This window comes from Burkholderia sp. SJZ089, from assembly GCF_007828315.1.
GTDB classification, from domain to species: Bacteria; Pseudomonadota; Gammaproteobacteria; order Burkholderiales; family Burkholderiaceae; genus Burkholderia; species Burkholderia gladioli.
In genome coordinates this window covers 68,074-92,677 of sequence record NZ_VIUM01000011.1, presented here as the reverse complement: position 1 = coordinate 92,677, position 24,604 = coordinate 68,074, and the positions used below count along the sequence as shown (strand labels likewise).

The window sequence follows — 24,604 nt, the reverse complement described above, 5'->3', positions numbered from 1 at the left end:
GATTCTCGTTCATCCGCGCGCCGGCAAGCTGCATCGGCGCGCCGCGGCATCAGTTGCCGCTGCCGCGTGCCACGCGCCGCGCGCGCACCGCCTCGGCGAGGCCCTCGAGCACCTTGACGCTCTCGTCCCAGCCGATGCAGGCATCGGTGATGCTCTGGCCGTAGGTCAGCGGGCAGCCCGGCGTGAGATCCTGGCGGCCGCCCACCAGGTGCGACTCGACCATCACGCCGACGATGCGCTCGTCACCGGCGGCGAGCTGGCGGCCGATGTCGGCGCACACGGGAATCTGGTTCTCGTGCTTCTTCGAGCTGTTGGCATGGCTCGCGTCGATCATCAGGCGCGCGGCGAGGCCGGCCTTGCCGATATCGGCGCAGGCGACGTTGACGCTCTCGGCGTCGTAGTTGGGCGCCTTGCCGCCGCGCAGGATCACATGGCAGTCCTCATTGCCGGCGGTCGAGACGATCGCCGAGTGGCCGCCCTTGGTGACCGACAGGAAATGGTGCGGCTGCGAGGCGGCCTTGATCGCGTCGACCGCGATCTTGACGTTGCCGTCGGTGCCGTTCTTGAAGCCGACCGGGCAGGACAGGCCCGAAGCCAGCTCGCGATGCACCTGCGATTCGGTGGTGCGCGCGCCGATCGCGCCCCACGAGACCAGGTCGGCGATGTACTGCGGGCTGATCATGTCGAGGAACTCGGTGCCGGCCGGCAGGCCCAGCTCGTTGATCTGCAGCAGCAGCTCGCGCGCGGTGCGCAGGCCTTCGTTGATCTTGAAGCTGTTGTCGAGGTGCGGATCGTTGATGAGGCCCTTCCAGCCCACCGTGGTGCGCGGCTTCTCGAAGTAGACGCGCATCACGATCTCGAGATCGTCGCGGTGCTGGCGGCGCAGCTCGATCAGCTTCTTCGCGTAGTCGACGGCGGCCGCGGGGTCATGGATCGAGCAGGGGCCGATCACCACCACCAGACGATCGTCCATGCCGTGCAGGATCCGGTGCAGCGAGCGGCGCGTCGAGTAGATCAGCTCCGCCACGGCTTCCGAGCAGGGGAATTCGCGGATCAGGTGGGCGGGCGGCGTCAGCTCCTTCAGTTCGCGGATACGGACATCGTCGGTGTTGTGCGGGGGCATGCTTGTTCTCCAGTGTGGCGTCGCCGGTTCGGGCGTGCGTTCGGCCGTTGCGGATATCGGTGTGGTTTGGGCGGCCGGTGGTTCATCGGGAGCCGGACTGCGGAACCGGCGGGACGAAAAAAAACCGCCGGGTTCGCCGGCGGTTTTCTGGGAATTCGGTTTGCGCTTTGCGCGCCATCACTCCTCTCGATCCGCCAACGGTCTGAGATACCAAAAAAAGTAAAAGTAAAACTTGGCGGACATGACGGTGCGGATATGCGTCGTGGAAGTGATTGAAACTTTATACCCGGGTGGCACGGACAATGCAAGCGGGGGCGATGAAAAACGCGGATGATCCGCGCTCGGTCACGATTTCCTGCGGATAAGCTGCGCCGCGCTGCGGAAAATCCGCAAGGCGACGCAAATTTCCCGCGGATTCAGGCCGTGCCGCCGACTGTCATCGAATCGATCCGCAGCGTCGGCTGGCCGACCCCGACCGGCACGCTCTGACCCTCCTTGCCGCATACGCCGACGCCGGAATCGAGCTTCATGTCGTTGCCGATCATGCTGACGTACTTGAGCGATTCCGGGCCGCTGCCGATCAGCGTGGCGCCCTTGACCGGGTAGGTGATCCTGCCGTTCTCGATCATGTAGGCCTCGGAGGCCGAGAACACGAACTTGCCGTTGGTGATGTCGACCTGGCCGCCGCCGAAGTTCACCGCGTACAGGCCGTTCTTGACCGAGGCGATGATTTCCTGCGGGTCCTTGTCGCCGTTGAGCATGTAGGTGTTGGTCATGCGCGGCATCGGCAGCGCCGCGTAGGATTCGCGGCGCGCGTTGCCGGTCACCGGCATCTTCATCAGGCGCGCGTTCAGCGTGTCCTGGATGTAGCCCTTCAGGATCCCGTCCTCGATCAGCGTGGTGCACTGGGTCGGGTTGCCCTCGTCGTCGATGTTCAGCGAGCCGCGGCGGTTCGGCAGGGTGCCGTCGTCGACCACGGTCACGCCCTTGGCGGCCACCTGCTCGCCGATCCGGCCGGCGAAGGCCGACGAGCCCTTGCGGTTGAAGTCGCCCTCCAGGCCATGGCCGATCGCCTCGTGCAGCAGCACGCCGGGCCAGCCCGAGCCGAGCACCACCGTCATCGCGCCGGCCGGGGCCGGGCGCGCGTCGAGGTTGACCAGCGCCGCGTGCACTGCGTCGTCGACGTACTTCGACAGCACCTCGTCGCTGAAGTAGCCGTAGTCGAAGCGCCCGCCGCCGCCGCCCGAGCCGATCTCGCGGCGGCCGTTCTGCTCGGCGATCACCGTCACCGAGACGCGCACCAGCGGGCGGATGTCGGCGGCCAGCGCGCCGTCGCTGCGCGCCACCAGCACCACGTCGTATTCGCCGGCCAGGCCCGCCATCACCTGGGTGATGCGCGGGTCGCGGCCGCGCGCCATCTGCTCGATGCGCTCCAGCAGCTTGACCTTGGCGGTCGCGTCGAGCGAGGCGAGCGGATCGGACGGCAGGTAGAGGTCGCGGCCCGACACGCCGGTCAGCGACGAGGCCACCTGGATCTTGCGGCGCCCGCCGCCGGCCGCGGCGATCGCCTTGGTGGCACTGGCCGCCTGGCGGATCGCCTCGGGCGAGAGGTCGTCCGAATAGGCGAAGGCGGTACGGTCGCCCGCCACGGCGCGCACGCCCACGCCCTGGTCGATGCTGAAGCTGCCCGACTTGACGATCCCTTCCTCCAGGCTCCAGGCCTCGCTGCGGGTGGCCTGGAAGTACAGGTCCGCATAGTCGACGCGATGCGTGAAGATGTCGGCGAGCGTGCGCGTGAGCAGGGATTCGTCGAGCCCGTAGGGCGTGAGCAGGATGTCCTTGGCGAGGGCGAGATTGCGGATGCCGGGTTCGATGATGTTCATGCGGTATCGGGGTTCTTAACGGGTGTCTCGGGGGAGTTCTCGGATTCGGGGCGCGGGCGGCGTCAGCCGAGCACGCGATGCCGCCAGGCCGGCAGGCTCTGGCGCACCTCGGCGATCCGGGCCGGGTCGAGCGCGCCGGCCACCACGCCCGGGCCTTCGTCGCGCACGGCGACGATCTCGCCCCACGGATCGATCAGCATGCTGTGGCCCCAGGTACGGCGGCCGTTCTCGTGCGTGCCGCCCTGCGCGGCGGCCAGCACGTAACACTGGTTCTCGACGGCCCGCGCACGCAGCAGGGTTTCCCAGTGCGCGCGGCCGGTGGTGTAGGTGAAGGCCGAGGGCACCACCATCAGCGCGCAGTCGCCGAGCCGGCGGTACAGCTCCGGAAAGCGCAGATCGTAGCAGACCGACAGACCGACCCGCCCGAACGGCGCCTCGAAGGCCTGGACCGTTTCGCCGGGGCGGATGGTGCGCGCCTCGTCGAAGGATTCCTCGCCCTTCTCGAAATTGAACAGGTGGATCTTGTCGTAGCGCGCCGCCTCGCGGCCCTCGGGATCGAACACCAGGGTGCTGTTCAGCACGCGGGAGGGTTCGGGCGCGGCCAGCGGCAGCGTGCCGCCGATCACCCAGACCCCGTGATGCCGCGCGGCATCGCCGAGGAAGCGCTGGATCGGGCCGTCCTGGTAGGGCTCGGCGATCGCCAGCTTGTCGGTGTCGCGACGGCCCATGAAGCAGAAATATTCGGGCAGCAGCACCAGCTGCGCGCCGCCGGCCGCGGCCTCGGCGATCAGGCGGCCGGCCTCGTCGAGGTTGCGCACCACGTCGGGCGTGCTGACCATCTGCAGCGCGGCGACCGTCAACTGCGCCGGGCGATCGGTTCGGTCGGTCATCGGTGAATGTCGCAATGAAATAAGGGTGCGTCCCGCCGCAGGCTCGGGTCGGGCGCGTGCCGCAATCAGGGGCGGGCCGCGTCCGCGTCGGCGGGCGTGCGGTCCATCTTACCGCGATCGCCCCCGACCCGCTGAATCCGCGGATGCGCCCAGGAGCCGGTGATCACGTAATCGAACGCGAAGGCGTGCGAGAGCGTCTGCGACAGCGCCAGGTTGGCGGCCAGCACGCCCAGGCCGAGCAGCGGGTTGATCACCGCCGCGCCGATCGCCGCGGCGCTGGCGCTGACCTTGGGCGCGATGTGCGCGTGCAGATCCTGGGTTTCGTGGGCGAGGTCGACCTTGCCCTTCACGGTCACGCGCGCCGGGGCGGTGATCATGCGGAAGTCGTCGGTGGTGGCGATGCCGTTGGTGATCTGGCTGGTGCCCTCGATGGTCTCGAAGGGCAGGCCCTTGCCGATCACGTCGCGGAAATCGAGCGTCAGGAAGCGCGCCAGCCCCTGCAGGCTCAGCACGCCGAGCAGCTTGGCCGCGCCCGGGTCGACCTTGAGGATCTGGCCGTGCTCGAGGTCGAGCGAGAGCTGGCCGCCCAGGCTCGGATAGTCGATCGCGGTCGGGCCGCCGCGCCAGCCCACCTTGCCCGCCAGCGTCCCCTTGCCGTTGGCGATCGTGCGCGGCAGCCCGACCCGGTCGAGCAGGGCGCCGGCGTCGTCGACCGCCAGCTTGAAGTCGAACACCGTGCGGCGCGGCGCGTCGTCCTCGTCGGCGCCGCGCGCCAGCGCGCGCCGGGAGGTGCGCCAGTTGGCGGTGGCGGTCAGCTTGGCGGCCGGGTTGGCCAGCTCGAGCTTGTCGAGCTGCCAGACCGGCACGCCGTTTTCCTCGAAGTTGTGCGCATTGACCTGCAGCCGGCCGATGTCATGGCCGCGCGCCACCACCTGGTCGACCACCAGGTCGATGGCGGGCATCGCGCGATCGGTCGGTATTGTCATGGCGCCGCCCACCAGGTCGTGGTCGGCGCTGTCGGGCACCACCAGCTTGGCCAGGCGCGCGTTCAGCACGCCGGCGCCGCCCGGGGCGCCGGCCTGGCCCGCGCCGGCGTCGCCGTGCGGCGACCAGGACAGGTAGCCCGAAACCTGGTTCGAGGCCACGTTGGCCTGCCAGAGGTCGTCGACATGCGAGGCGCCGACGATCACGTTCTCCCAGTTGCGCTTGATCAGCTTGAGCGTGCCGAAGTGCAGGGCGAAGCGCTTCGGCGCGAAGCTCGCCAGGTCGATGCGCGGCGCCGGCCGCGCCAGCGCGGCCGGCGGCGTGGTGGCCGCCGCGGGTGCCGCGGCCGATGCCTGCGTACCGCGCAAGGTCTTGGCGAAGGCGATCCAGGCATCGGCGTCGAGCGCGGTGGCGTCGACGGCGGCCGTCACGCCCTCGCGCGGCAGGTCCGGCATGCGGTTCATGCCGAGCGCGCCGCGCACGGCCCGCACCGGTTCGCCACGGGTGGCGTCGAGCACGTAGGTGGCGGCCACCGGGCCGAGCTTGAGCTCGGCCTGCTCCAGCGCGCGGCCGTCCTCGGGCGGCAGCGGCGCGAGCGTGAAGCTGAACGGCATCGGCGTGCCGGCCGGCTTGGTGAAGGGCGCCGGGAAGTCCAGCGCGAGCCCGGTCAGGTCCGAGGAGGCGGTGATCTCGGGCAGGCCGCCCTTGGCGCCGCGCACCGACAGCCGGTACGGCGCGTCGCCCACCACGCGGCCGAGCAGCGCGGCGGCCGGCCCGTGCAGGTTGAGTCCGCGGGCCGAATCAACGGCGATCCGGCCGTCCACGTCGAAGGCATAACCGTCGTTGCGCCGGAACCGGCCGTTGGCGTGCACCGCGCCGCCGAGCAGGCGCGCCGAGAGCCGGTCCAGCTCGGCGCTCTGCTGGGTGAAGCGCACCGTGCCGCGCAACTGCGAGAGCGGCGGCAGGCCGTCCGATTCCAGCGTGTTGCCGCCGAACGCGAGCGCGCCCTCGACCCGCGTATGCGGGTGCTTGACGTGCTGCGGGATGGTCAGCTTCAGCGCCAGCGAGGCCGGGCCCTGCGCGCGCAGCTTCTCGCCGACGTGGCCCGACAGGCCGCCCAGCGCGCTGTGGTTCGTATAGTCGATCAGGTCGGCCAGCGGGCCGTGCGCGCGACCCTCGATCAGCAACGGCGACTCGGCCGGGTGGCCGAGGTCGTCGATGCGCCCGATCACCTTGCTCAGTTGCACGCCCTTGTAGTGGGCGCGCGGAATGTCGAAGCGCAGCTTGTTGTTGCGCAGCTCGAACACGCCGTCGATGCCGTCCAGTGCCGGCCAGACGCTGGGCGTGCCGTTGGCGAGCTTGCGCGGCGGCTGCGGGGTCGGCTCGAAGCGCCCGCCGGTGAACGGCGCGACGATGTGGAACACGCCGTCGTTCGGCGCGTATTCGTAGGGAAAGGTCTCGAGCGGGCCCTGGGCGATGATGGTCGCGCCCTTCGAGACCACGCCCGCCTGCAGCGCGTGGCCGAGATACTGGTGCAGGTGTTCGGACATGCTGGTCGGCAGGTAGCGCACGATGCGCGGGATCGCCGCGCGGCCGAAATCGGCCTTCAGGTCGAGCATGCCGCGGCCGTGGCCGGGGTTCGAATAGCCGCCGCTGACGGTGATCTCGGCATCGGGATTCTCGACGTAGAGCAGCGGCAGCTTGACGTCGACGCGCGGGCGCCGCTCGCCCGGCGCGGCGGCCGCGGCGATGGTCCAGGAGGTCTGCGCGCGCAGGCGGTCGAAGGGCAGGCGCGGGTCCTCGAACACGCCGGGCACGGTGACGGCCGCCTTGACCGTGTCGATGCTGGCGCTGCCGCCGCGCTCGTTCGCGTCGACGTGGCCCCAGACGTTCTCGAAGCCGGGGATCCCGGCGCGCGGATGGCCGCGCGGCGACAGCCCCGGCCCCGGTTCCTGGGCCTCGACGCTGATCCCCTGCAGGTCGCCCGTCAGGCGGTAGCGCACGATCGGCGTGGCATGGGCGGTCTCGTCGTCGGCCAGTTCGGCCTTGCTCGGCGCGGCGCGCTCGGCTTCCATCACGTAGTTCGCGATCAGGCCGCGCGGGTCGATGCGCACCAGCTCGTTGCGAAAGCGCGCCGGCAGCGGTAGGCCGCGGATGAATTCGGCCAGGATACCCAGGTCGACGCGGTCGCCGGCCACCTGGATCAACTGGCCGTGGCTGGCGTCGGGCACGCGGTAGCGCGCCGTGAGGGTGGCGAAGGACAGCGCGCGCGACAGCGGCGTGCCGTCGTCGAGCGGCGGCTGGCCCAGCTCGGCGTGCAGGTTCGAGAGCTTGAGGGTGTAGTCGCGGCCCGGCGCCAGCGCGAGGTCCCAGCCGAAGCCGGCCACCGGGATGTCCAGGCGCGGCTGGGTTGGGCGCACCCGCAGCGCGACGTCGGCGCCGCTCAGGCTGCCGTGCGCGTCGAGCAGCCGGCCGTCGCGAAAGCCGATCCAGATGGTGTTGTCGATGCGTCCGGCATAGGCCTTGAGCGGCAGCGGCGCGTAGCGCGCCAGGGTCGGCAGGTCGACCGGGCCGGTCGAGACGTAGGCGTCGCCGGTCCAGTTGGCGGGCCGGCCGATCGCGGCCAGCGGCTTGTGGGTGAAGCGCGCGCGGAAATCGAGCGGGCCGGCCAGCAGGGTGCCGTTGGCGGGCGCCTGCAGCGCCAGGCGGTGCACCAGGCCGTCGTTGAGCACCGCCAGGCGGATCCCGGTCAGCGTCAGCTCGGGCGCGTCGCGCTCGGCGTCGCGCCAGCGCAGCGTGCCTTCGCGCAGCACGATCGCCTGCTGGCGCAGCAGCCAGGTGCTGAAGGCGTCGTTGCCGCCCTTGCGGGTGGTCGGCACGTCCACCCCGGCGATGCTCAGCGTGCCGTCGCGTCGGCGCGCGATCAGCAGGTCCGGCGCGTCCACCACCAGGCTGGAGAGCGTCGGCGAGAGCCGCACCAGCGAGCGCCAGGAGATCGCGGCGGTGGCATGCGGGATGGTCAGGGCGGTGGTGCCGTCCTTGCCGCGGATGGTCAGGGCGGTGACGTCGACGCCGGGCTGCATGCCGGACCAGTGCGGCGCCAGGCGGGCGATCCGGACTTCGGCGTGGAGCTTGTCGGAAACGAAGGATTCGATGCGGGGCCGCAGCTTGTCGACCTGCGGCAGCAGCGCGTAGCGCAGGCCCAGGTAGCTGCCGGCGGCCACGAAGTAGAACGTCGCGCCGCCGATCAGGACGACGCGGAACACGCGGCGCAGCACCGGATGATCGTGCTTGGGAGGTCCGGCTTCTTGACTGCTGGCGGCGGATTCCTGACGGTCGGGCATGCGGCGGACGGGCGGCGGTGTGGTAGCGTTGCGGACTGACGCTGAAATGTAACACAGGGGTTTGCCGACGCGCCCATTTGGCCGGCTTGCGGGCTGGCGCGGTCGCGAGTTGGCGCAGGTTTCGCGAAGCAGGCTGCCGGGCGTGCCGCCGAAGCCGTTGCGGCCGGCGGGCTTCACGCCTGCCGCGTCCCGCGGGGCAGCGTGAAGCCCGCCGGGAGCCTTGCCGTGAAGCCTCTGCCTAAGCCCTTGCTGCGAGGCACCGAAGCTGCCGCGGCCCTGCCGTTGCCCTGCCGCGGCCTGTTACTGCCGGCATTTTTCGCGCGCCTGTCGCGCCCCCACCGCCTTCCCATCGTGCCGCCGCCATGACCGACGCCACCGCCCTGAGCAGCACTGCCTATTCCCGTTACCTGGCGCGCGCGGTCGCCGCGCGCCCCGAGCTGGCCGCGCGGATCGCCGCCTGGGCCGCCGCGCCGATCACGCGCGCGTCGATCGACGCACGCCTGGACGAGCTGCTCGGCCGGCCCGAGGGCGCGGCCGCGCCGATCGGCGAGGAGCCCTTGCGCCGCGCCCTGCGGCAGTTGCGCATCGAGGTGTTCGGCGCGGTGGCCGAGCGCGACCTGGCCGGCACGGCCGACGTCGCCGAGGTGACCGGCGCCATGACCGACCTGGCCGAGGCCACCATCCAGCGTTCGCTGGCGGTGCTCTCGACCGAGCTCGAGGCGCTCTACGGCGAGCCGCGCGGGCCCGGGGGCGAGCGCCTGACGCTCGGCGTGGTCGGCATGGGCAAGCTGGGCGGGCGCGAACTGAACGTCTCCTCCGACATCGACCTGATCTTCGTCTACGAGGACGACGGCGAGACCGCCGGCGGCACGCGTGCGGCCCTGGCCACCCAGGAATACTTCACGCGGCTGGGCCGGCGCCTGATCGGCGTGCTGTCCGACACCACCGCCGACGGCTACGTGTTCCGCGTCGACATGCGACTGCGCCCGAACGGCGACTCCGGCCCGCTGGTGTGCAGCCTCGGCATGCTGGAGGAGTATTTCTACGTGCAGGGGCGCGAGTGGGAGCGTTACGCCTGGATCAAGGGGCGGCTGGTGTCGGAGCCCGGCAGCGAGTCGGCGCGGCGCCTGGCCGGGCAGCTCGAGGCGATCGTCAAGCCCTTCGTCTACCGGCGCTATCTCGACTTCGGCGTGATCGGCGCGATCCGCTCGCTGCACCGCCAGATCCGCCAGGAGGCGCAGCGCCGCGCCTCGATGCGCCCCGACAAGGCCGACGACATCAAGCTCGGGCGCGGCGGAATCCGCGAGATCGAGTTCAGCGCGCAGGTGTTCCAGCTGATCCGCGGCGGCCAGGACGCCGATTTCCGGGTGCGCCCGACGCTGGCCGTGCTGCAGCATGCGAGCGCGCGCGGCCTGATCGCGGCCGAGGTGGCCGAGCGCTTCGCCGAGGCCTATCGCTTCCTGCGCGTGATCGAGCACCGCCTGCAGTACCGCAACGATGCGCAGACCCACGCGATGCCGGTCGAGGCCGAGGATCGCGCGGCGCTGGCCGCCTCGCTCGGTTTCGTCGACTACGCCGCGCTGCTCGCCGAGCTGGACCGGCACCGCGGCTTCGTCGAGGCGCAGTTCGACCAGATCTTCTCGAACCGGCTGGCGGGCGATCCCTGCGGCAACGGCAATGGCGAGGAGGGCGCGGCGGCCTGGGTCTGGAGCGGCGCGCTGGCCGACGACGGCGAGGACGAGGCGCTGAACGCGCGCCTGGCCGGCCTCGGCTTCGTCGATCCGGACACGGTGCTGGCGCGGCTGCGCGGCGTATGGCGCTCCTCGCGCTACGCGGGCCTGCCCGAAAGCAGCCGGCAGCGCTTCGACCGCGTCGCGCAGCGCGCGCTCGACGCCGCCTCGGGCATCGACGTCGCGCATCGCGACGAAACCGTGATCCGCTTCTTCGACCTGCTGGAGACGGTCGGGCGGCGCGGTGCCTACCTGGCGCTGCTCACCGAGTACCCCGCCGCGCTCGATCGCGTGCTGTCGGTGCTGGGCGCGACGCGCTGGGGCGGCGGCTACCTGATCCGCCATCCGCAGTTGCTCGACGAGTTGCTCGACGACGAGGCGATCGCCAGCCCGTTCGACTGGCCCGCCTTCAAGGACGCGCTGCGCGCGCGCCTGGCCGCGGCCGACGGCATGGAGCAGCAGATGGACCTGCTGCGCCACGCGCAGCACGCCGAGGTGTTCCGGATCCTGCTGATCGACCTGGCCGGCAAGCTGTCGGTGGAGCACGTCAGCGACCGGCTCTCGGAGCTGGCCGACGCGGTGCTCGACGTCACGCTCGAGGTGGTCTGGTCGCAGCTCGCCAAGCGGCACATCGAGCGGCCGCGCTTCGCGGTGATCGCCTACGGCAAGCTCGGCGGCAAGGAGCTCGGCTACGCCTCCGACCTCGACGTGATCTTCCTCTACGACGATCCCGACGAGCGCGCCGCCGACATCTACACCACCTACACGCGCCGCCTGATCACCTGGCTGACCACGCCCACCGGCGCGGGCGCGCTGTTCGACCTCGACCTGCGGCTGCGGCCGAACGGCGAGGCGGGCCTGCTGGTCACCGACCTCGACGCGTTCCGCCGCTACCAGTTGCGCGAGGGCGATGGCGCCAACACGGCCTGGGTCTGGGAGCACCAGGCGCTCACGCGGGCCCGCTTCAGCGCCGGCGACGCGCAAATCGGCGCGGCCTTCGAGGCGATCCGCGAGCAGGTGCTGACCACGCCGCGCGAGGGCGAGATGCTGGCGCGCGAGATCGTCGGCATGCGCGACAAGGTGGCGGCCGGCCATCCGAACCACACCGAGCTGTTCGACCTGAAGCACGACCGCGGCGGGATGGTCGACATCGAGTTCATCGTGCAGTACTGGGTGCTGCTGCACGCGGCGCGCGATCCCGAGCTGATCCGCAACACCGGCAACATCGCGCTGCTGCGAGAGGTGGCGCGTTTCGGGCTGATGGACGACACCGAGGCCGAGACGGTGGGCGCGGCCTACCGGCTCTATCGCAAGCGCCAGCATCAATTGCGGCTCGACGGGATGGAGAAGGCACGCGTGCCTGGCGAGACCGTCGCGGCCGAGCGGGCCGCCGTGGCGGCGCTGTGGGAGCGCGTGTTCGGCGGCGTGACGCCGGTCGAGCCGCAGTGAGCGTGGCCGGCTGAAGGCCGGCGGGCAGGAAGCATCGGGCCTCGCGTCGGGATCGGCGCGAGGCCCGATTCCTCTGGTCGGATGGGTCTGCTGCCAGATGGCGCGGCCGCTGGCGGGCGCAAAAGGCCGGTGATACGATGCGGCGACCTTCTCCCGATCCAGAATTCAAAATGAAAAAGGCGATCCTGGTTTATGTGGACCACAACAGCCAGATGGTCGAGGAGTTCTTCTGGCTCTACAAGAGTCTGATCCATACGCGCTCGCTGGACGGCGGCGCGCTGATCGTGGTCTGTCATCCCGAGGTGGTCGACCATCTGCCGGCCGATCCGCGCCTGGTCGTGATACCCGCGCTGCCTCATGCTCGAACGGATGCCGAATGGGCCGGCTACCCCTATATCAACTCGGTCGCCAACCTGTGCGCGCCGGACGTGCTGGATGCCTGCGCCGGCTTCGAGCTGGTGCTCAAGACCGACTGCGATACCTTCGTCACGCCGGCCTTCGCGAGCTTCGTGCCGAGCGGCCTGTGCTTCGGGTTCGGCGCCTATGCCTACGAGGATTCGGTGCGCCGCAAGCTGGTCGAGTGCAGCGCGCGCTGGGGCTTTCCGCATGCGGGCCTGCACAACGTGGGCGCCTCGGTGTATGGCCCGTCGGAGATGGTGCGGCACTTCCTGGTGGCGCAGATGGATTACTGCAGGCGGCTGCTGGCCGAGGAATTCGCCGAGCACGACGGGCAGTGGCCGGGCTGGTGCAAGAACGTGCTGACCATGTACGCCGGCGAGCTGGCCTTGCGGCAGACCTACCCGCAGCGCTGCTCGATCGGCCTGCTCGACCATTTCCCGCACGCGACGCGACGCCTGGGCGGGGACGTGCTGCACATCCATGCCTGGCATATCGAGGAATATTTCTCGAAGCACGCGTTCCGCGCCGGCGAGTACGACGGCATCGACCCGGCCACCATCGATCGCGGCAGCCTCGGCGGCTATTGCCACTGGCTCGCGCGTGCCGGGCTCGACGAGGTCGAGCCGATCGCGGCGCGGCCGGCCTGAGCGGGGGAAGCGCTCCGAGCCGCCGCCGGCGGGTGCCGGCCAGGATGACGGGAGCTGGCGCGGTGCCAGGGCGGGGGCGGTCGTCACGGCACGCCTGACAGCGGCAGACATCCGCGCGAGGCGGGGCAGGTCGGCCTCAGGCGGCCAACATTTCCTTGGCGTGCTTGCGCGTGGTGGCGGTGATCTCGAGCCCGCCAAGCATGCGCGCGACTTCCTCGACGCGGCTCGCGCGGTCGAGCGGGGTGACCGAGGACACGGTGCCGCCGCCCGGGTCCTGCGCCTTCGCGACCTGGAAGTGATGGTCGCCGCGCGCGGCCACCTGCGGCAGGTGGGTGACGCACAGCACCTGGCGGTCTCGGCCGAGCTGGTGCAGCAGGCGGCCGACCACCTCGGCCACGCCGCCGCCGATGCCGGTATCCACTTCGTCGAAGATCAGGGTGGGCGTGAGGCTGGCCGCGCTGGCGATCACCGCCAGCGCCAGGCTGATGCGCGCCAGCTCGCCGCCCGAGGCGACCTTCGCCAGCGGGCGCAGCGGCACGCCGGGGTGGCCGGCGACGCGGAACTCGATCTGCTCGAGCCCGTGCGCGCCGCCCTCGGCCAGCGGCAGCAGGCCGACCTCGAAGCTGCCGCCCGCCATCGACAGTTCCTGCATGGCGGCCGTCACCGCGCCGCCCAGCGCGTCGGCGGCCTGGGCGCGCGCCTCCGACAGCGTGCGCGCATCGGCCAGGTAGGCCTGCCGGGCGCGCTCGGCGGTTTCCTGCAGCGCCGACAGGTCGGCCGCCGCGTCGAGCGCGGCGAGCTGCTCGCGGCGCGCCGCGTGTTCGTCGTGCAGCGTCTCGGGCGGCAGGCGGAACTTGCGCGCGGCCGTGTGCAGCGCGTCCAGCCGCGCCTCCACCTGGGCCAGCCGCTCGGGATCGAGTTCGAGCCGCTGCGCGTAATGCGACAGCGAATAGGAGGCTTCGCGCAGCTGGATCTCGGCCGGGTCGAGCGAGGCCAGCACGTCGTTGAGCGTCGGGTCGATCGCGGCCAGCTGGCGGACCTTCGAGATGATCGCGCCCAGCTGGGTCAGCATCGCCTCGTCCGATTCGGAGATCGCCAGCAGGGTGCCCTGCACGCCGTCGATCAGGCTCGCCGAATGCGTCAGGCGCTGGTGCTCGGCGTTCACCTCGTCCCATTCGCCGGGCTGCGGCGCCAGCTTGTCGAGCTCGGCCAGTTGCCACGCCAGCTTCTCGCGTTCGAGCTGCAGCTCGCGCTCGTGCGTCTGGGCCACCTCGATATGGTGCAGCGCGTCGCGCCAGGCGCGCCAGCCGCGCGCCACCACGGCCGCGTCGGCGCTCAGGCCGGCATGCGTGTCGAACAGCTCGCGCTGCGCGTCGGGCCGCATCAGCAACTGGTGGGCATGCTGGCCATGCACGTCGACCAGCATCTCGCCGAGCTCGCGCAGTTGCGAGAGCGTCGCGCTGGTGCCGTTGATGAAGGCGCGTGAGCGGCCGTTGGCGTCGATCACGCGGCGCAGCATGACGCTGTCCTCGGCCTCGAAGGCATGCGCGTCGAGCCATTGCGCGACGCGGTCGTGCGGCGTGAATTCGGCGGACAGGTCGGCGCGCTGGCAGCCGGTGCGCACCACGCTGGCGTCGCCGCGCTCGCCGAGCGCCAGCGCCAGGGCGTCGATCAGGATCGATTTGCCGGCGCCGGTTTCGCCGGAGAACACGGTGAAGCCGCTGTCGAATTCGATGTCGAGCGCGGCGACGATGACGAAGTCGCGTATCGAGAGATGGCGAAGCATGATGGAGGGCGCCGCCGCGTCAGGATTCGGGATCGTCGTCGTGCGACGGATGCTCGTTCCAGTGCAGCTTCTTGCGCAGCGTGGTGTAGTAGCTGTAGCCGACCGGGTGCAGGAACGGCACGGTGTGGCGCGAGCGGCGCACCTCGATGGTGTCGTTCAGTTGCAGCGCGGTAAACGACTGCATGTCGAAATTCACGTTGACGTCGCGCCCGCCGATGATCTGGATCCCGACCTTGACGTCGTCGGGCAGCACGATCGGCCGGTTCGACAGCGCGTGCGGGGCGATCGGCACCAGCACGATGCCCTGCAGTTGCGGATGCAGGATCGGGCCGGCCGAGGACAGCGCATAGGCCGTCGAGCCGGTCGGGGTGGCGACGATCAGGCCGTCCGAGCGCTGGTTGTACATGAAGCGGCCGTCCACCGAGACGCGCAGCTCGGCCATCCCGGAGAAGCCGCTGCGGTTCACCACCACGTCGTTGAAGGCCAGCGCGTGATAGATCGGCTCGCCGTTGCGCACGATGCGCGCCTCCAGCAGGGTGCGCTCCTCGCGCTCGAAGCTGCCCGCCAGCATCAACGGCACCAGCTCGAGCATCTCCGAGGCGGAAATGTCGGTGATGAAGCCGAGCCGGCCGTGGTTGATGCCGATCAGCGGGGTCTTGTAGGGGGCGAGCTGGCGGCCGATGCCGAGCATCGTGCCGTCGCCGCCGAGCACGATCGCGACGTCGGCGCGCGCGCCGATTTCGGTGGGGGTCAGCGCCGGATGGCCGGTGATGCCGTATTCTGTCGCCGTGGCGGCCTCGAACACGACCTCGAGCCCGCGCTGCGCGATGGCGGCGGCGAGCGCGGCGAGCGGTTCGGCGATGCCGGGCGTATTGCTGCGCCCGACGAGCGCGACGGTCTGGAACTGGTTGCCGGTAGTCATGGCGGCATTACACCATAGCTGGATGACGAAAAGGAACCGTCCGGGAGGCCAGGCATGGCCTGGTGCCGGAACGCTCGCGGGCGCCGCCCGCTTAGGCTAGAATTTTCGACCATGTTAGATCCCCGCGCCCGAACCCTCCTCAAGACCCTGATCGAACGGTATATCGCCGACGGTCAGCCGGTCGGCTCGCGCACGCTGTCGCGGTATTCCGGCCTCGAACTGAGCCCGGCCACCATTCGCAACGTGATGTCGGACCTCGAGGAGCTCGGCCTGGTGTCGAGCCCGCATACCTCGGCGGGGCGGATTCCCACCCCGCGCGGCTATCGCCTGTTCGTCGACACCATGCTGACGGTGGAGTCGCCGATCGACGACGCGGCCGTCACGCGCCTGGTGCAGACCACCCTGCAGGCCGGCGAGCCGCAGCAGAAGGTGGTGGCCGCGGCCGCCAGCGTGCTGTCCAACCTGTCCCAGTTCGCCGGCGTGGTGCTCACGCCGCGCCGCAGCCATGTGTTCAAGCAGGTCGAGTTCATGCGGCTGTCCGACAAGCGGATCCTGCTGATCATCGTCACCCCCGAGGGCGACGTGCAGAACCGCATGATGGCGACCCAGCGCGACTACTCCCCGTCCCAGCTGACCGAGGCCTCGAACTACATCAACGCGAACTTCGCGGGGCTGTCCTTCGACGAGGTGCGGCGCCGGCTGCGCGAGGAGATCGACACCCTGCGCGACGACATGACGGCGCTGATGCACGCGGCCGTCACGGCCAGCACCGAGACGTCCGACGACGAGGACACGGTGCTGATCTCCGGCGAGCGCAAGCTGCTGGAGGTGGCCGACCTGTCCTCCGACATGGCGCGGCTGCGCAAGCTGTTCGACGTGTTCGACCAGAAGACCAGCCTGCTGCAGCTGCTCGACGTGTCCAGCCATGCCCAGGGCGTGCAGATCTTCATCGGCGGGGAGTCGACCCTGGTGCCGATCGACGAAATGAGCGTGGTGACCGCGCCCTACGAGGTGAACGGCCAGATCGTCGGCACGCTCGGCGTGATCGGGCCGACCCGGATGGCCTACAACCGGGTGATCCCGATCGTCGACATCACCGCGCGCCTGCTGTCGCTGACCTTGAGCGGCAACCAGTAGGTCGGTGGCCGCCGGCCGGGCCGATCGAGCCCGGCTATTGTCCTCATCGGCGCGGCGGGCATTCTGCCGGCTGCGGTGCCGCGACGAGTGCCCTCGTTATAATGGGGGCCGTTCGATCCGGTGCCCATGCACATCCCCGTTCATGCGTTTTGATCTCGAACCCCCTTCGCAGCAGGCCGCGGCGCATCGCACGGCGGTCCTGCTGATCAATCTCGGCACGCCCGACGAGCCGACCGCGAGCGCGGTGCGCCGCTATCTCGCGCAATTCCTGTCCGACCCGCGCGTGGTCGAAATTCCGGCCCTGGCCTGGCAGCCGATCCTGCGCGGCCTGATCCTGCCGTTGCGCTCGCGCGCCTCCGCCAAGAAGTACGCCACGGTCTGGATGCCGGAAGGCTCGCCGCTGCGCGTGCACACCGAGCGCCAGGTGGAGGGGCTGCGGCCGCTGTTCGCCGCCAACGGCTACCAGGTGCTGGTCGACTACGCGATGCGCTACGGCACGCCCGACATCGGCACCGTGCTCGGGCAGTTGAAGCGTCTGGGCGTCGAGCGCGTGCTGCTGATGCCGCTCTATCCGCAATACTCGGCCTCGACCACGGCCACCGCCTTCGACGCGGCCTTCGCCGCGCTGGCCCGCATGCGCAACCAGCCGGAGATCCGCACGGTGCGGCACTACGCCGACCACCCGGCCTATATCCACGCGCTGGCCGAGCAGGTGCGGCACTACTGGGCCGAGCACGGCAGCCCCGATTTCGCGGCCGGCGACAAGCTGGTGCTGAGCTTCCACGGCGTGCCCAAGCGCACGCTCGACCTGGGCGATCCCTACCACGACCAGTGCCAGCAAACCGCCGCGCTGTTGATGGCCGAGCTGGGCCTGGGGCCGCTCGAATGCCGGGTGACCTTCCAGTCGCGCTTCGGCAAGGCCGAGTGGCTGCAGCCCTATACCGCGCCCACCCTGCGCGAGCTGGGCGCGGCCGGGGTGAAGCGGGCCGACGTGTTCTGCCCCGGCTTCACCTCGGATTGCCTGGAAACCATCGAGGAGATCGGCATGGAGGTGCGCGACGAGTTCCTGCACGGCGGCGGTGGGAGCTTCCACCGGATTCCCTGCCTGAACGCCTCGCCCGCCTGGGTTTCGGCGCTGGGCCAGATCGTCGCGGAAAACCTGCAGGGCTGGCCGGTGCGCGTGGCCGCGCCCGCGGAGACGGCCGCATGAGCGTCACGAAACGGGATTAAGCTGATGAATTACCGGATTTCGACCGAACCCGGCGCCAAGCTGCGCATCGACAAGTGGCTGTGGGCCGCGCGCTTCTTCAAGACGCGCTCGCTGGCGGCCGATGCCGTCGAGAAGGGGCGGGTGCGAATCGGCGGCGCGGCGGTCAAGCCCTCGAAGGACGTGCGGGTGGGCGACCGCGTGGAAATCACCATCGAGACCGCGGTCTGGGAGCTCGACGTGCTCGGCATCTGCGACACGCGCGGGCCGGCCAGCATCGCCCAGACGCTGTATGCGGAAACCGCGCAAGGGCGGGCGAAACGGCTTGCCGAACTCGAGCGGCGGCGGCATTATCGCGAGCCGGCCGCCGAGCTGCATGGCCGGCCGACCAAGCGCGATCGCCGCATCATCGACAAACTTTCGGGTGAACGCTGAAGATCTGCTCGAAGGTGGCGCGCGCGCTGCCGTATTCGGTGGTGCGGTCGGTGACGGCACCCGACAGGCAGATGGTGGTGGTGCCGGCCACGAGTACCAGCGCGACCACCGATATGGCAAAGGTCAGTTTCACGGTACTCCCCTGGGGAACGAGGCCGGCGTGAGCCGAGGGCGATGGGCGGCGGCCGGGGCGGGTTTCGCGCCGATCGTCAGGCAGTGGAAAGTCTGACGATAGCTCAGGGTTAACCTGCGTTCGGGCAGCCTGATGGCAGTGTAGTGCAGCGCCCGAAGCCGATCCAGTGGGGCCGCGGTAACGGTTGTTACCGGCAGTTTCGGCGCCACGGCGCGACAGCCCGCCACGATTGGCCGAGCGGGCGGCGCCCAAGCCCGATGCCGGGCCGATCCGCGGCTCGACGCCGCACCCCTGGCCGAAAGACCCTCTTGAAGTTGTTGTCTTCGGCCCCAACTACGTCGCCGTTGTCCGGCGATGCGTGCCGCGTGCCCGTCACGTGGCGCGTATCGTCGATCCGGCTTTCATCATTCAATTCGATTTCAGCGACATGGAAAACACGCAAGAGAATCCGGCTGGTCAACCGGCCGACGAGACCGGCCGCGACGCAACGGCTGCCCAGGCACCGGCCGGCGACGCGCCGCAGGCAGCGGCCGCCGACGCCGCGCTCGCCGAAGCGCAAGCCAAGGTCGCCGAGCTGCAGGAGAGCTTCCTGCGGGCGAAGGCCGAGACCGAGAACGTGCGCCGGCGCGCGCAGGACGACGTCGCCAAGGCGCACAAGTTCGCCATCGAGGGCTTCGCCGAGCACCTTCTGCCCGTGATCGACAGCCTGGAAGCCGCCGTCGGCGACAAGTCCGACGACATCGCCAAGATCCGCGAAGGCGTCGAGCTGACGCTGCGCCAGTTGCAGAGCGCGCTCGAGAAGGGCCGCGTCAACGTGATCGATCCGGTTGGCGCGAAATTCGATCCGCATCAGCACCAGGCGATTTCGATGGTGCCGGCCGAGCAGGAGCCGAATACCGTCGTCAGCGTGCTGCAAAAGGGTTACACGATCGCCGACCGCGTGCTGCGACCGGCGCTCGTGACGGTCGCGCAGCCGAAGTAAGGCGCCGGCCGGGCGCCGCGCCCGCCGCCTCCTGTCCACGGCCCTCCGGCATCCCGGCGGGCCGCGTCCATGATGGCCGCCGCGAGCCGCGCCAGGAAAGCATCAGACAAGTATCGACTCAGGGGTGTCAATAACGGGGTTCGATCCGGGGATTCGCTCCCGCGGGCATCGGATTACCGCTCCCTGGCCGGCCGCCGCCGGCGATTGAAAAAATTGAATGGCCGCATCGCTTTCGGGGTCTTGAAAACGGCGCGGTCGCACCTATTTCGTGTGCAGAGTCGAATTCGGCGCGGCAAACCGGGCAAAAACGGCCCGAAAACCGCAGCAAACAGCATTTCTGGAGATTACGAAAAATGGGAAAGATCATCGGTATTGACCTCGGCACCACGAACTCGTGCGTGGCCGTGATGGAAGGCAACCAGGTCAAGGTCATCGAGAACTCGGAAGGTACCCGCACCACGCCGTCGATCATCGCGTACATGGACGACAACGAAGTGCTGGTCGGCGCGCCGGCCAAGCGCCAGTCGGTGACCAACCCGCGCAACACGCTGTTCGCGGTGAAGCGCCTGATCGGCCGCCGCTTCGAAGAGAAGGAAGTGCAGAAGGACATCGGCCTGATGCCCTACAAGATCATCAAGGCCGACAACGGCGACGCCTGGGTCGAGGCGCACGACGAGAAGCTGGCGCCGCCGCAGGTGTCGGCCGAGGTGCTGCGCAAGATGAAGAAGACCGCGGAGGACTACCTCGGCGAGCCGGTCACGGAAGCCGTGATCACGGTGCCGGCCTACTTCAACGACAGCCAGCGCCAGGCCACCAAGGACGCGGGCCGCATCGCCGGCCTCGAGGTCAAGCGCATCATCAACGAGCCGACCGCGGCCGCGCTGGCCTTCGGCCTGGACAAGGCCGAGAAGGGCGACCGCAAGATCGCCGTGTACGACCTCGGCGGCGGCACCTTCGACGTGTCGATCATCGAGATCGCCGACGTGGACGGCGAGATGCAGTTCGAAGTGCTGTCGACCAATGGCGACACCTTCCTCGGCGGCGAGGACTTCGACCAGCGCATCATCGACTACATCATCGGCGAGTTCAAGAAGGAGCAGGGCGTCGACCTGTCGAAGGACGTGCTCGCGCTGCAACGCCTGAAGGAAGCCGCGGAAAAGGCCAAGATCGAGCTGTCCTCGAGCCAGCAGACCGAGATCAACCTGCCGTACATCACGGCCGACGCCTCGGGCCCGAAGCACTTGAACCTGAAGATCACGCGCGCCAAGCTGGAAGCGCTGGTCGAGGACCTGGTCGAGCGCACCATCGAGCCGTGCCGTACCGCCATCAAGGATGCCGGCGTGAAGGTCTCGGACATCGACGACGTGATCCTGGTCGGCGGTCAGACCCGCATGCCGAAGGTGCAGGACAAGGTCAAGGAGTTCTTCGGCAAGGAACCGCGCCGTGACGTGAACCCGGACGAAGCCGTCGCCGTGGGCGCCGCGATCCAGGGCCAGGTGCTGTCGGGCGACCGCAAGGACGTGCTGCTGCTCGACGTGACCCCCCTGTCGCTCGGCATCGAGACGCTCGGCGGCGTGATGACCAAGATGATCAACAAGAACACCACGATCCCGACCAAGCACGCCCAGGTCTACTCGACCGCGGACGACAACCAGGGCGCGGTGACCATCAAGGTCTACCAGGGCGAGCGCGAGATGGCGGCCGGCAACAAGCTGCTCGGCGAGTTCAACCTGGAAGGTATCCCGCCGGCACCGCGCGGCGTGCCGCAGATCGAGGTGAGCTTCGACATCGACGCGAACGGCATCCTGCACGTCGGCGCGAAGGACAAGGCGACCGGCAAGGAAAACAAGATCACCATCAAGGCGAACTCGGGCCTGTCGGACGCCGAGATCGACAAGATGATCAAGGACGCCGAGGCGAACGCCGCGGAAGACCAGAAGCTGCGTGAGCGTGCCGATGCGCGCAACCAGGGCGATGCGCTGGTCCACAGCACCAAGAAGGCGGTGGCCGAGTACGGCGACAAGCTCGACGCAGGCGAGAAGGAGAAGATCGAGGCCGCGCTCAAGGAGCTGGAAGACGTGCTGAAGGACGGCTCGGCCGAGAAGGCGACGATCGACGCGAAGGTGGAAGCGCTGTCGCAGGCCTCGCAGAAGCTCGGCGAAAAGATGTACGCCGACATGCAGGCCCAGCAGGCAGGCGCCGCCGCCGGTGCCGGCGCGGCCGAGGGTGCCCAGGCGGGTGCCGCGAACGCCGCCGACGACGTGGTCGACGCGGACTTCAAGGAAGTGAAGAAGGACTGAGTCGGGCCGCGGCCGTGCCGCGCGGCACGGCCGCTACCGATTCGGTCCGTCACTGCCGGACGGACCGGATCACCCTGCGCCTGGCGGGCCTCGCGGCCCTCCGGGCACATTCGTTTTATGGCGGGGCGGCGCGCGAGCGCCGTTCCACGGTCGCAAGACTTTACTGGAAGCGAGAGGAGCCGCCCGTGCCGAGCGCGTGGCGGCATTGAACCGATATGGCGAAACGGGATTACTACGAGGTTCTGGGCGTCGCGAAGAATGCGAGCGACGACGAAATCAAGAAGGCATATCGCAAGCTCGCGATGAAGTACCACCCGGACCGCAATCCGGACAGCAAGGATGCGGAAGAGCGTTTCAAGGAGGCGAAGGAAGCCTATGAAATGCTCTCGGACGAGCAGAAGCGAGCCGCCTACGACCAGTACGGCCACGCGGGCGTCGATCCGAACATGGGCGGTGCCGGCGCGCAGGGCTTCGGCGGTTTCGCCGATGCCTTCGGCGACATCTTCGGCGATATCTTCGGGCAGGCCGCTGGCGGCGGCGCCCGCGGCGGCCGGGGCGGCCCGCAGGTGTATCGCGGCGCCGACCTGCGCTACAGCATGGAGATCACGCTGGAGCAGGCCGCGCACGGCTACGACACGCAGATCCGCGTGCCGAGCTGGGTCTCCTGCGAGATCTGCCATGGCAGCGGCGCCAAGCCGGGCACCAAGCCCGACACCTGCCCGACCTGTCACGGCCAGGGCACGGTGCGCATGTCGCAGGGCTTCTTCAGCATCCAGCAGACCTGCCCGAAGTGCCATGGCACCGGCACCTACATCCCCGAGCCCTGCGTGCACTGCCACGGCTCGGGCAAGGTGAAGGAAACCAAGACGCTCGAGGTCAAGATCCCGGCCGGGATCGACGACGGCATGCGGATCCGCTCGTCCGGCAACGGCGAGCCCGGCATCAACGGCGGGCCCTCCGGCGATCTCTACGTCGAGATCCACATCAAGCAGCACTCGGTGTTCGAGCGCGATGGCGACGACCTGCACTGCCAGATGCCGATTCCGTTCACCACCGCGGCGCTGGGCGGCGAGATCGAGGTGCCGACGCTGGCCGGCCGCGCCTCGTTCACGGTGCCGGAAGGCACGCAGTCGGGCAAGACCTTCCGTCTGCGCGGTAAGGGCATCAAGGGCCTGCGCTCGAGCATCGCCGGCGATCTCTACGTGCACGTGCAGATCGAGACGCCGGTCAAGCTGACCGACGGACAGCGCGATCTGCTGCGTCAGTTTGAGCAGTCGCTGGCCGAGGGCGGCGGGCGCCACAGCCCGCAGAGCAAGAGCTGGTTCGATCGCGTGAAGAGCTTCTTCGAGTGACGACAGCGGTGCCGGCGAGATGATGGACGTGCGGGAGGGCGCGCCGTTCGCGCTCCTCGACGATTGCGACTCGACCGCGGCTGCGCGGTCGAGTCGTTTGTACATGGGCTTCTCGCACGAGCACGTGTGCACCGATCCGGCGCGGCTCGACGCCTGCTGCGCGGCGGTGGCCGAGGATCTCGCGCGCGGCCTGCATGCAGTGGTGCTCGGCGACTACGAGTTCGGCCGCAATCTCGAACGCGGCCAGGCCGGCGACGCGCCGCTGCGCTTCCTGCTGTTCTCCACGCTCACGCGACTGTCGCGCGACGAGGCCGATGCCTGGCTCGCCGCGCGCGACGGCGCGGCGGCCGAGCCTTCGCCGGCCGGCATCGCGCGCCTGCGCAAGAGCGTCACGCGCGCCGAGTTCGATGCGGCGATCGACGCGATCCACGCCGCGCTGCGCGCCGGCGATTCCTACCAGGTCAACTACACCTACCGGCTCGGCTTCGACGCCTGGGGCTCGCCGCCGGCGCTGTATCGGCGGCTGCGCGCGCGCCAGGCGGTGCGCTACGGCGCGCTGGTCGCGCTGCCGGGCGGGCGCTGGATCCTGTCCTGCTCGCCCGAGCTGTTCGTCGAGAAGCAGGGCACGCGGCTGCGCACGCGGCCGATGAAGGGCACCGCGCCGCGCTCGGCCGACCCGGCCGCCGATGCGCATGCTGCCGAATTCCTGGCCGGCGATGCGAAGAATCGCGCCGAGAACCTGATGATCGTCGACCTGCTGCGCAACGACGTCTCGCGCGTGGCGCGTACCGGTTCGGTGCGCGTGCCGGCGTTGTTCACGGTCGAGCCTTATGCCTCGGTCTGGCAGATGACCTCGACCGTCGAGGCCGAGGCGCGGCCCGAGACGGGTTTCGCCGATATGCTGCGCGCGCTGTTCCCCTGCGGCTCGATCACGGGCGCGCCCAAGCACAGCACCATGGCGCTGATCGACGCGATCGAATCGACGCCGCGCGGGCTCTACACGGGCATGCTGGGCTGGCTCGACGCGGCGCCGGCGGGCGCTTGCGGCGACTTCTGCCTGGCGGTGACGATCCGCACGCTGACGCTCGAGGCGCCAAGCGTCGATGGATATCGCGCCGGTACAATGGGCGTCGGCGCGGGCATCGTGCTCGACAGCCGTGCCCCTGACGAATACGCGGAGTGCGAATTGAAGGCTCGTTTCCTGACCGACGCCGATCCCGGCCTGCAACTGTTCGAAACGCTGTATGCGACGCGTGCCGAGGGCGTGCGTCATCTCGATCGCCATCTCGCGCGGCTGGGCGGCAGCGCCGAGGCGCTCGGCTTCGCCTTCGACGCGGCCGCGATCGAGCAGCAGGTCCGCGCGCGCGTCGACGGTTTCGACGCCGACGGCCCGCATCGCCTGCGCGCGGCGCTCTCGAAGGATGGCTCGCTCGAACTGACGTCGGCGCCGCTCGCGCCGCTGGCGGCTTCGGTGATCGAGGTGCTGCTGGCATCCGAGCACGGTTTCGCGCCGACCGCCTCCTCGGACCCGCTGCTCGCGCACAAGAGCACGCGCCGCGCCGAATACGATCGCGCCTGGCGCGAGGCCGAGGCGGCCGGTGCCTTCGACATGCTGTTCGTCAACGAGCGCGGCGAGCTGACCGAGGGCGGCCGCAGCAACGTCTTCGTGAAGCTCGACGGCCGCTGGTTCACGCCGCCGCTGGCCAGCGGCCTGCTGCCGGGCGTGATGCGCGGTGCGTTGCTGGCGGACCCGGCGCTCGGTGCGAGCGAGCGCGTCCTGAGGCCGGACGAGCTGGCGCGCGCCGATGGCCTGCTGATCTGCAACGCCTTGCGCGGCGCGGTCGAGGCGAGATTGCGTCGGATCTGAACGCGCGGCGCGACGCGCCGACCGGCCAAGGAAA

16 protein-coding genes are annotated in these 24,604 nt (G+C 69.8%); 9 read left to right on the top strand and 7 right to left on the bottom strand.

Features of this window, described 5'->3' with window-relative positions; genetic code table 11:
• Positions 1–49: 49 nt before the first annotated feature.
• The 4 genes from aroG to FB600_RS20790 all read right to left on the bottom strand — a co-directional run bounded on the left by aroG (position 50) and on the right by FB600_RS20790 (position 8,224).
• The gene (gene aroG, locus FB600_RS20810) at positions 50–1,123 is read right to left on the bottom strand and encodes a 3-deoxy-7-phosphoheptulonate synthase AroG (protein WP_013696710.1); all 1,074 of its coding nucleotides are present in this window, start codon (positions 1,121–1,123) and stop codon (positions 50–52) included.
• A 416-nt stretch (positions 1,124–1,539) separates the two neighbouring features.
• Positions 1,540–3,006, bottom strand: a complete 1,467-nt coding sequence (tldD, locus tag FB600_RS20800) for a metalloprotease TldD (RefSeq protein ID WP_096749709.1) — start codon at positions 3,004–3,006, stop codon at positions 1,540–1,542.
• Positions 3,007–3,068: 62 nt separating this feature from the next.
• Positions 3,069–3,896, bottom strand: a complete 828-nt coding sequence (locus tag FB600_RS20795) for a carbon-nitrogen hydrolase family protein (protein WP_096749708.1) — start codon at positions 3,894–3,896, stop codon at positions 3,069–3,071.
• Positions 3,897–3,961: 65 nt separating this feature from the next.
• Positions 3,962–8,224, bottom strand: a complete 4,263-nt coding sequence (locus tag FB600_RS20790) for a YhdP family protein (protein ID WP_145757310.1) — start codon at positions 8,222–8,224, stop codon at positions 3,962–3,964.
• Positions 8,225–8,586: 362 nt separating this feature from the next.
• On the opposite strand from FB600_RS20790, the gene glnE reads away from it, so the two are divergent.
• Both glnE and FB600_RS20780 read left to right on the top strand, forming a co-directional pair.
• The gene (gene glnE, locus FB600_RS20785) at positions 8,587–11,403 is read left to right on the top strand and encodes a bifunctional [glutamate--ammonia ligase]-adenylyl-L-tyrosine phosphorylase/[glutamate--ammonia-ligase] adenylyltransferase (RefSeq protein WP_096749706.1); all 2,817 of its coding nucleotides are present in this window, start codon (positions 8,587–8,589) and stop codon (positions 11,401–11,403) included.
• A gap of 170 nt (positions 11,404–11,573) precedes the next feature.
• A complete protein-coding gene (locus tag FB600_RS20780) occupies positions 11,574–12,449 on the top strand; it encodes a hypothetical protein (RefSeq protein WP_145757309.1) in 876 nt (291 codons plus the stop codon).
• A 136-nt stretch (positions 12,450–12,585) separates the two neighbouring features.
• On the opposite strand, the gene recN is transcribed toward FB600_RS20780, so the two are convergent.
• Complete coding sequence (gene recN, locus FB600_RS20775) at positions 12,586–14,235, bottom strand: DNA repair protein RecN (RefSeq protein WP_013696717.1); 1,650 nt, start codon at positions 14,233–14,235, stop codon at positions 12,586–12,588.
• 19 nt (positions 14,236–14,254) lie between these two features.
• Complete coding sequence (locus FB600_RS20770; RefSeq protein WP_025098493.1) at positions 14,255–15,157, bottom strand: NAD kinase; 903 nt, start codon at positions 15,155–15,157, stop codon at positions 14,255–14,257.
• A gap of 111 nt (positions 15,158–15,268) precedes the next feature.
• On the opposite strand from FB600_RS20770, the gene hrcA reads away from it, so the two are divergent.
• The 3 genes from hrcA (at position 15,269) to FB600_RS20755 (ending at position 17,936) form a co-directional block, all read left to right on the top strand.
• Entirely contained in the window at positions 15,269–16,294 is a 1,026-nt protein-coding gene (gene hrcA / locus FB600_RS20765) for a heat-inducible transcriptional repressor HrcA (protein ID WP_013696719.1), read from the top strand.
• Positions 16,295–16,436: 142 nt separating this feature from the next.
• The gene (hemH, locus tag FB600_RS20760) at positions 16,437–17,504 is read left to right on the top strand and encodes a ferrochelatase (protein WP_096749703.1); all 1,068 of its coding nucleotides are present in this window, start codon (positions 16,437–16,439) and stop codon (positions 17,502–17,504) included.
• A 24-nt stretch (positions 17,505–17,528) separates the two neighbouring features.
• Positions 17,529–17,936: an RNA-binding S4 domain-containing protein gene (locus FB600_RS20755; protein ID WP_096749702.1), complete on the top strand. Its 408-nt coding sequence runs from the start codon at positions 17,529–17,531 to the stop codon at positions 17,934–17,936.
• Here the strand turns inward: FB600_RS20755 and FB600_RS37290 are convergent.
• Positions 17,908–18,069, bottom strand: coding sequence for a hypothetical protein (locus FB600_RS37290; protein WP_013696722.1), 162 nt, complete (start codon positions 18,067–18,069; stop codon positions 17,908–17,910). The genes FB600_RS20755 and FB600_RS37290 overlap by 29 nt on opposite strands.
• A 427-nt stretch (positions 18,070–18,496) precedes the next feature.
• Between FB600_RS37290 and grpE the strand changes: the two genes are divergently transcribed.
• The 4 genes from grpE to pabB all read left to right on the top strand — a co-directional run bounded on the left by grpE (position 18,497) and on the right by pabB (position 24,570).
• Positions 18,497–19,051 (top strand): nucleotide exchange factor GrpE, encoded by a 555-nt coding sequence (gene grpE / locus FB600_RS20750; RefSeq protein ID WP_013696723.1) that lies wholly within the window; start codon positions 18,497–18,499, stop codon positions 19,049–19,051.
• Positions 19,052–19,404: 353 nt separating this feature from the next.
• Positions 19,405–21,351, top strand: coding sequence for a molecular chaperone DnaK (gene dnaK / locus FB600_RS20740; RefSeq protein ID WP_036029636.1), 1,947 nt, complete (start codon positions 19,405–19,407; stop codon positions 21,349–21,351).
• A gap of 215 nt (positions 21,352–21,566) precedes the next feature.
• Positions 21,567–22,703: a molecular chaperone DnaJ gene (dnaJ, locus tag FB600_RS20735; RefSeq protein WP_036029634.1), complete on the top strand. Its 1,137-nt coding sequence runs from the start codon at positions 21,567–21,569 to the stop codon at positions 22,701–22,703.
• Positions 22,704–22,722: 19 nt separating this feature from the next.
• Positions 22,723–24,570 (top strand): aminodeoxychorismate synthase component I, encoded by a 1,848-nt coding sequence (gene pabB, locus FB600_RS20730; protein ID WP_145757308.1) that lies wholly within the window; start codon positions 22,723–22,725, stop codon positions 24,568–24,570.
• Positions 24,571–24,604 lie beyond the last annotated feature (34 nt).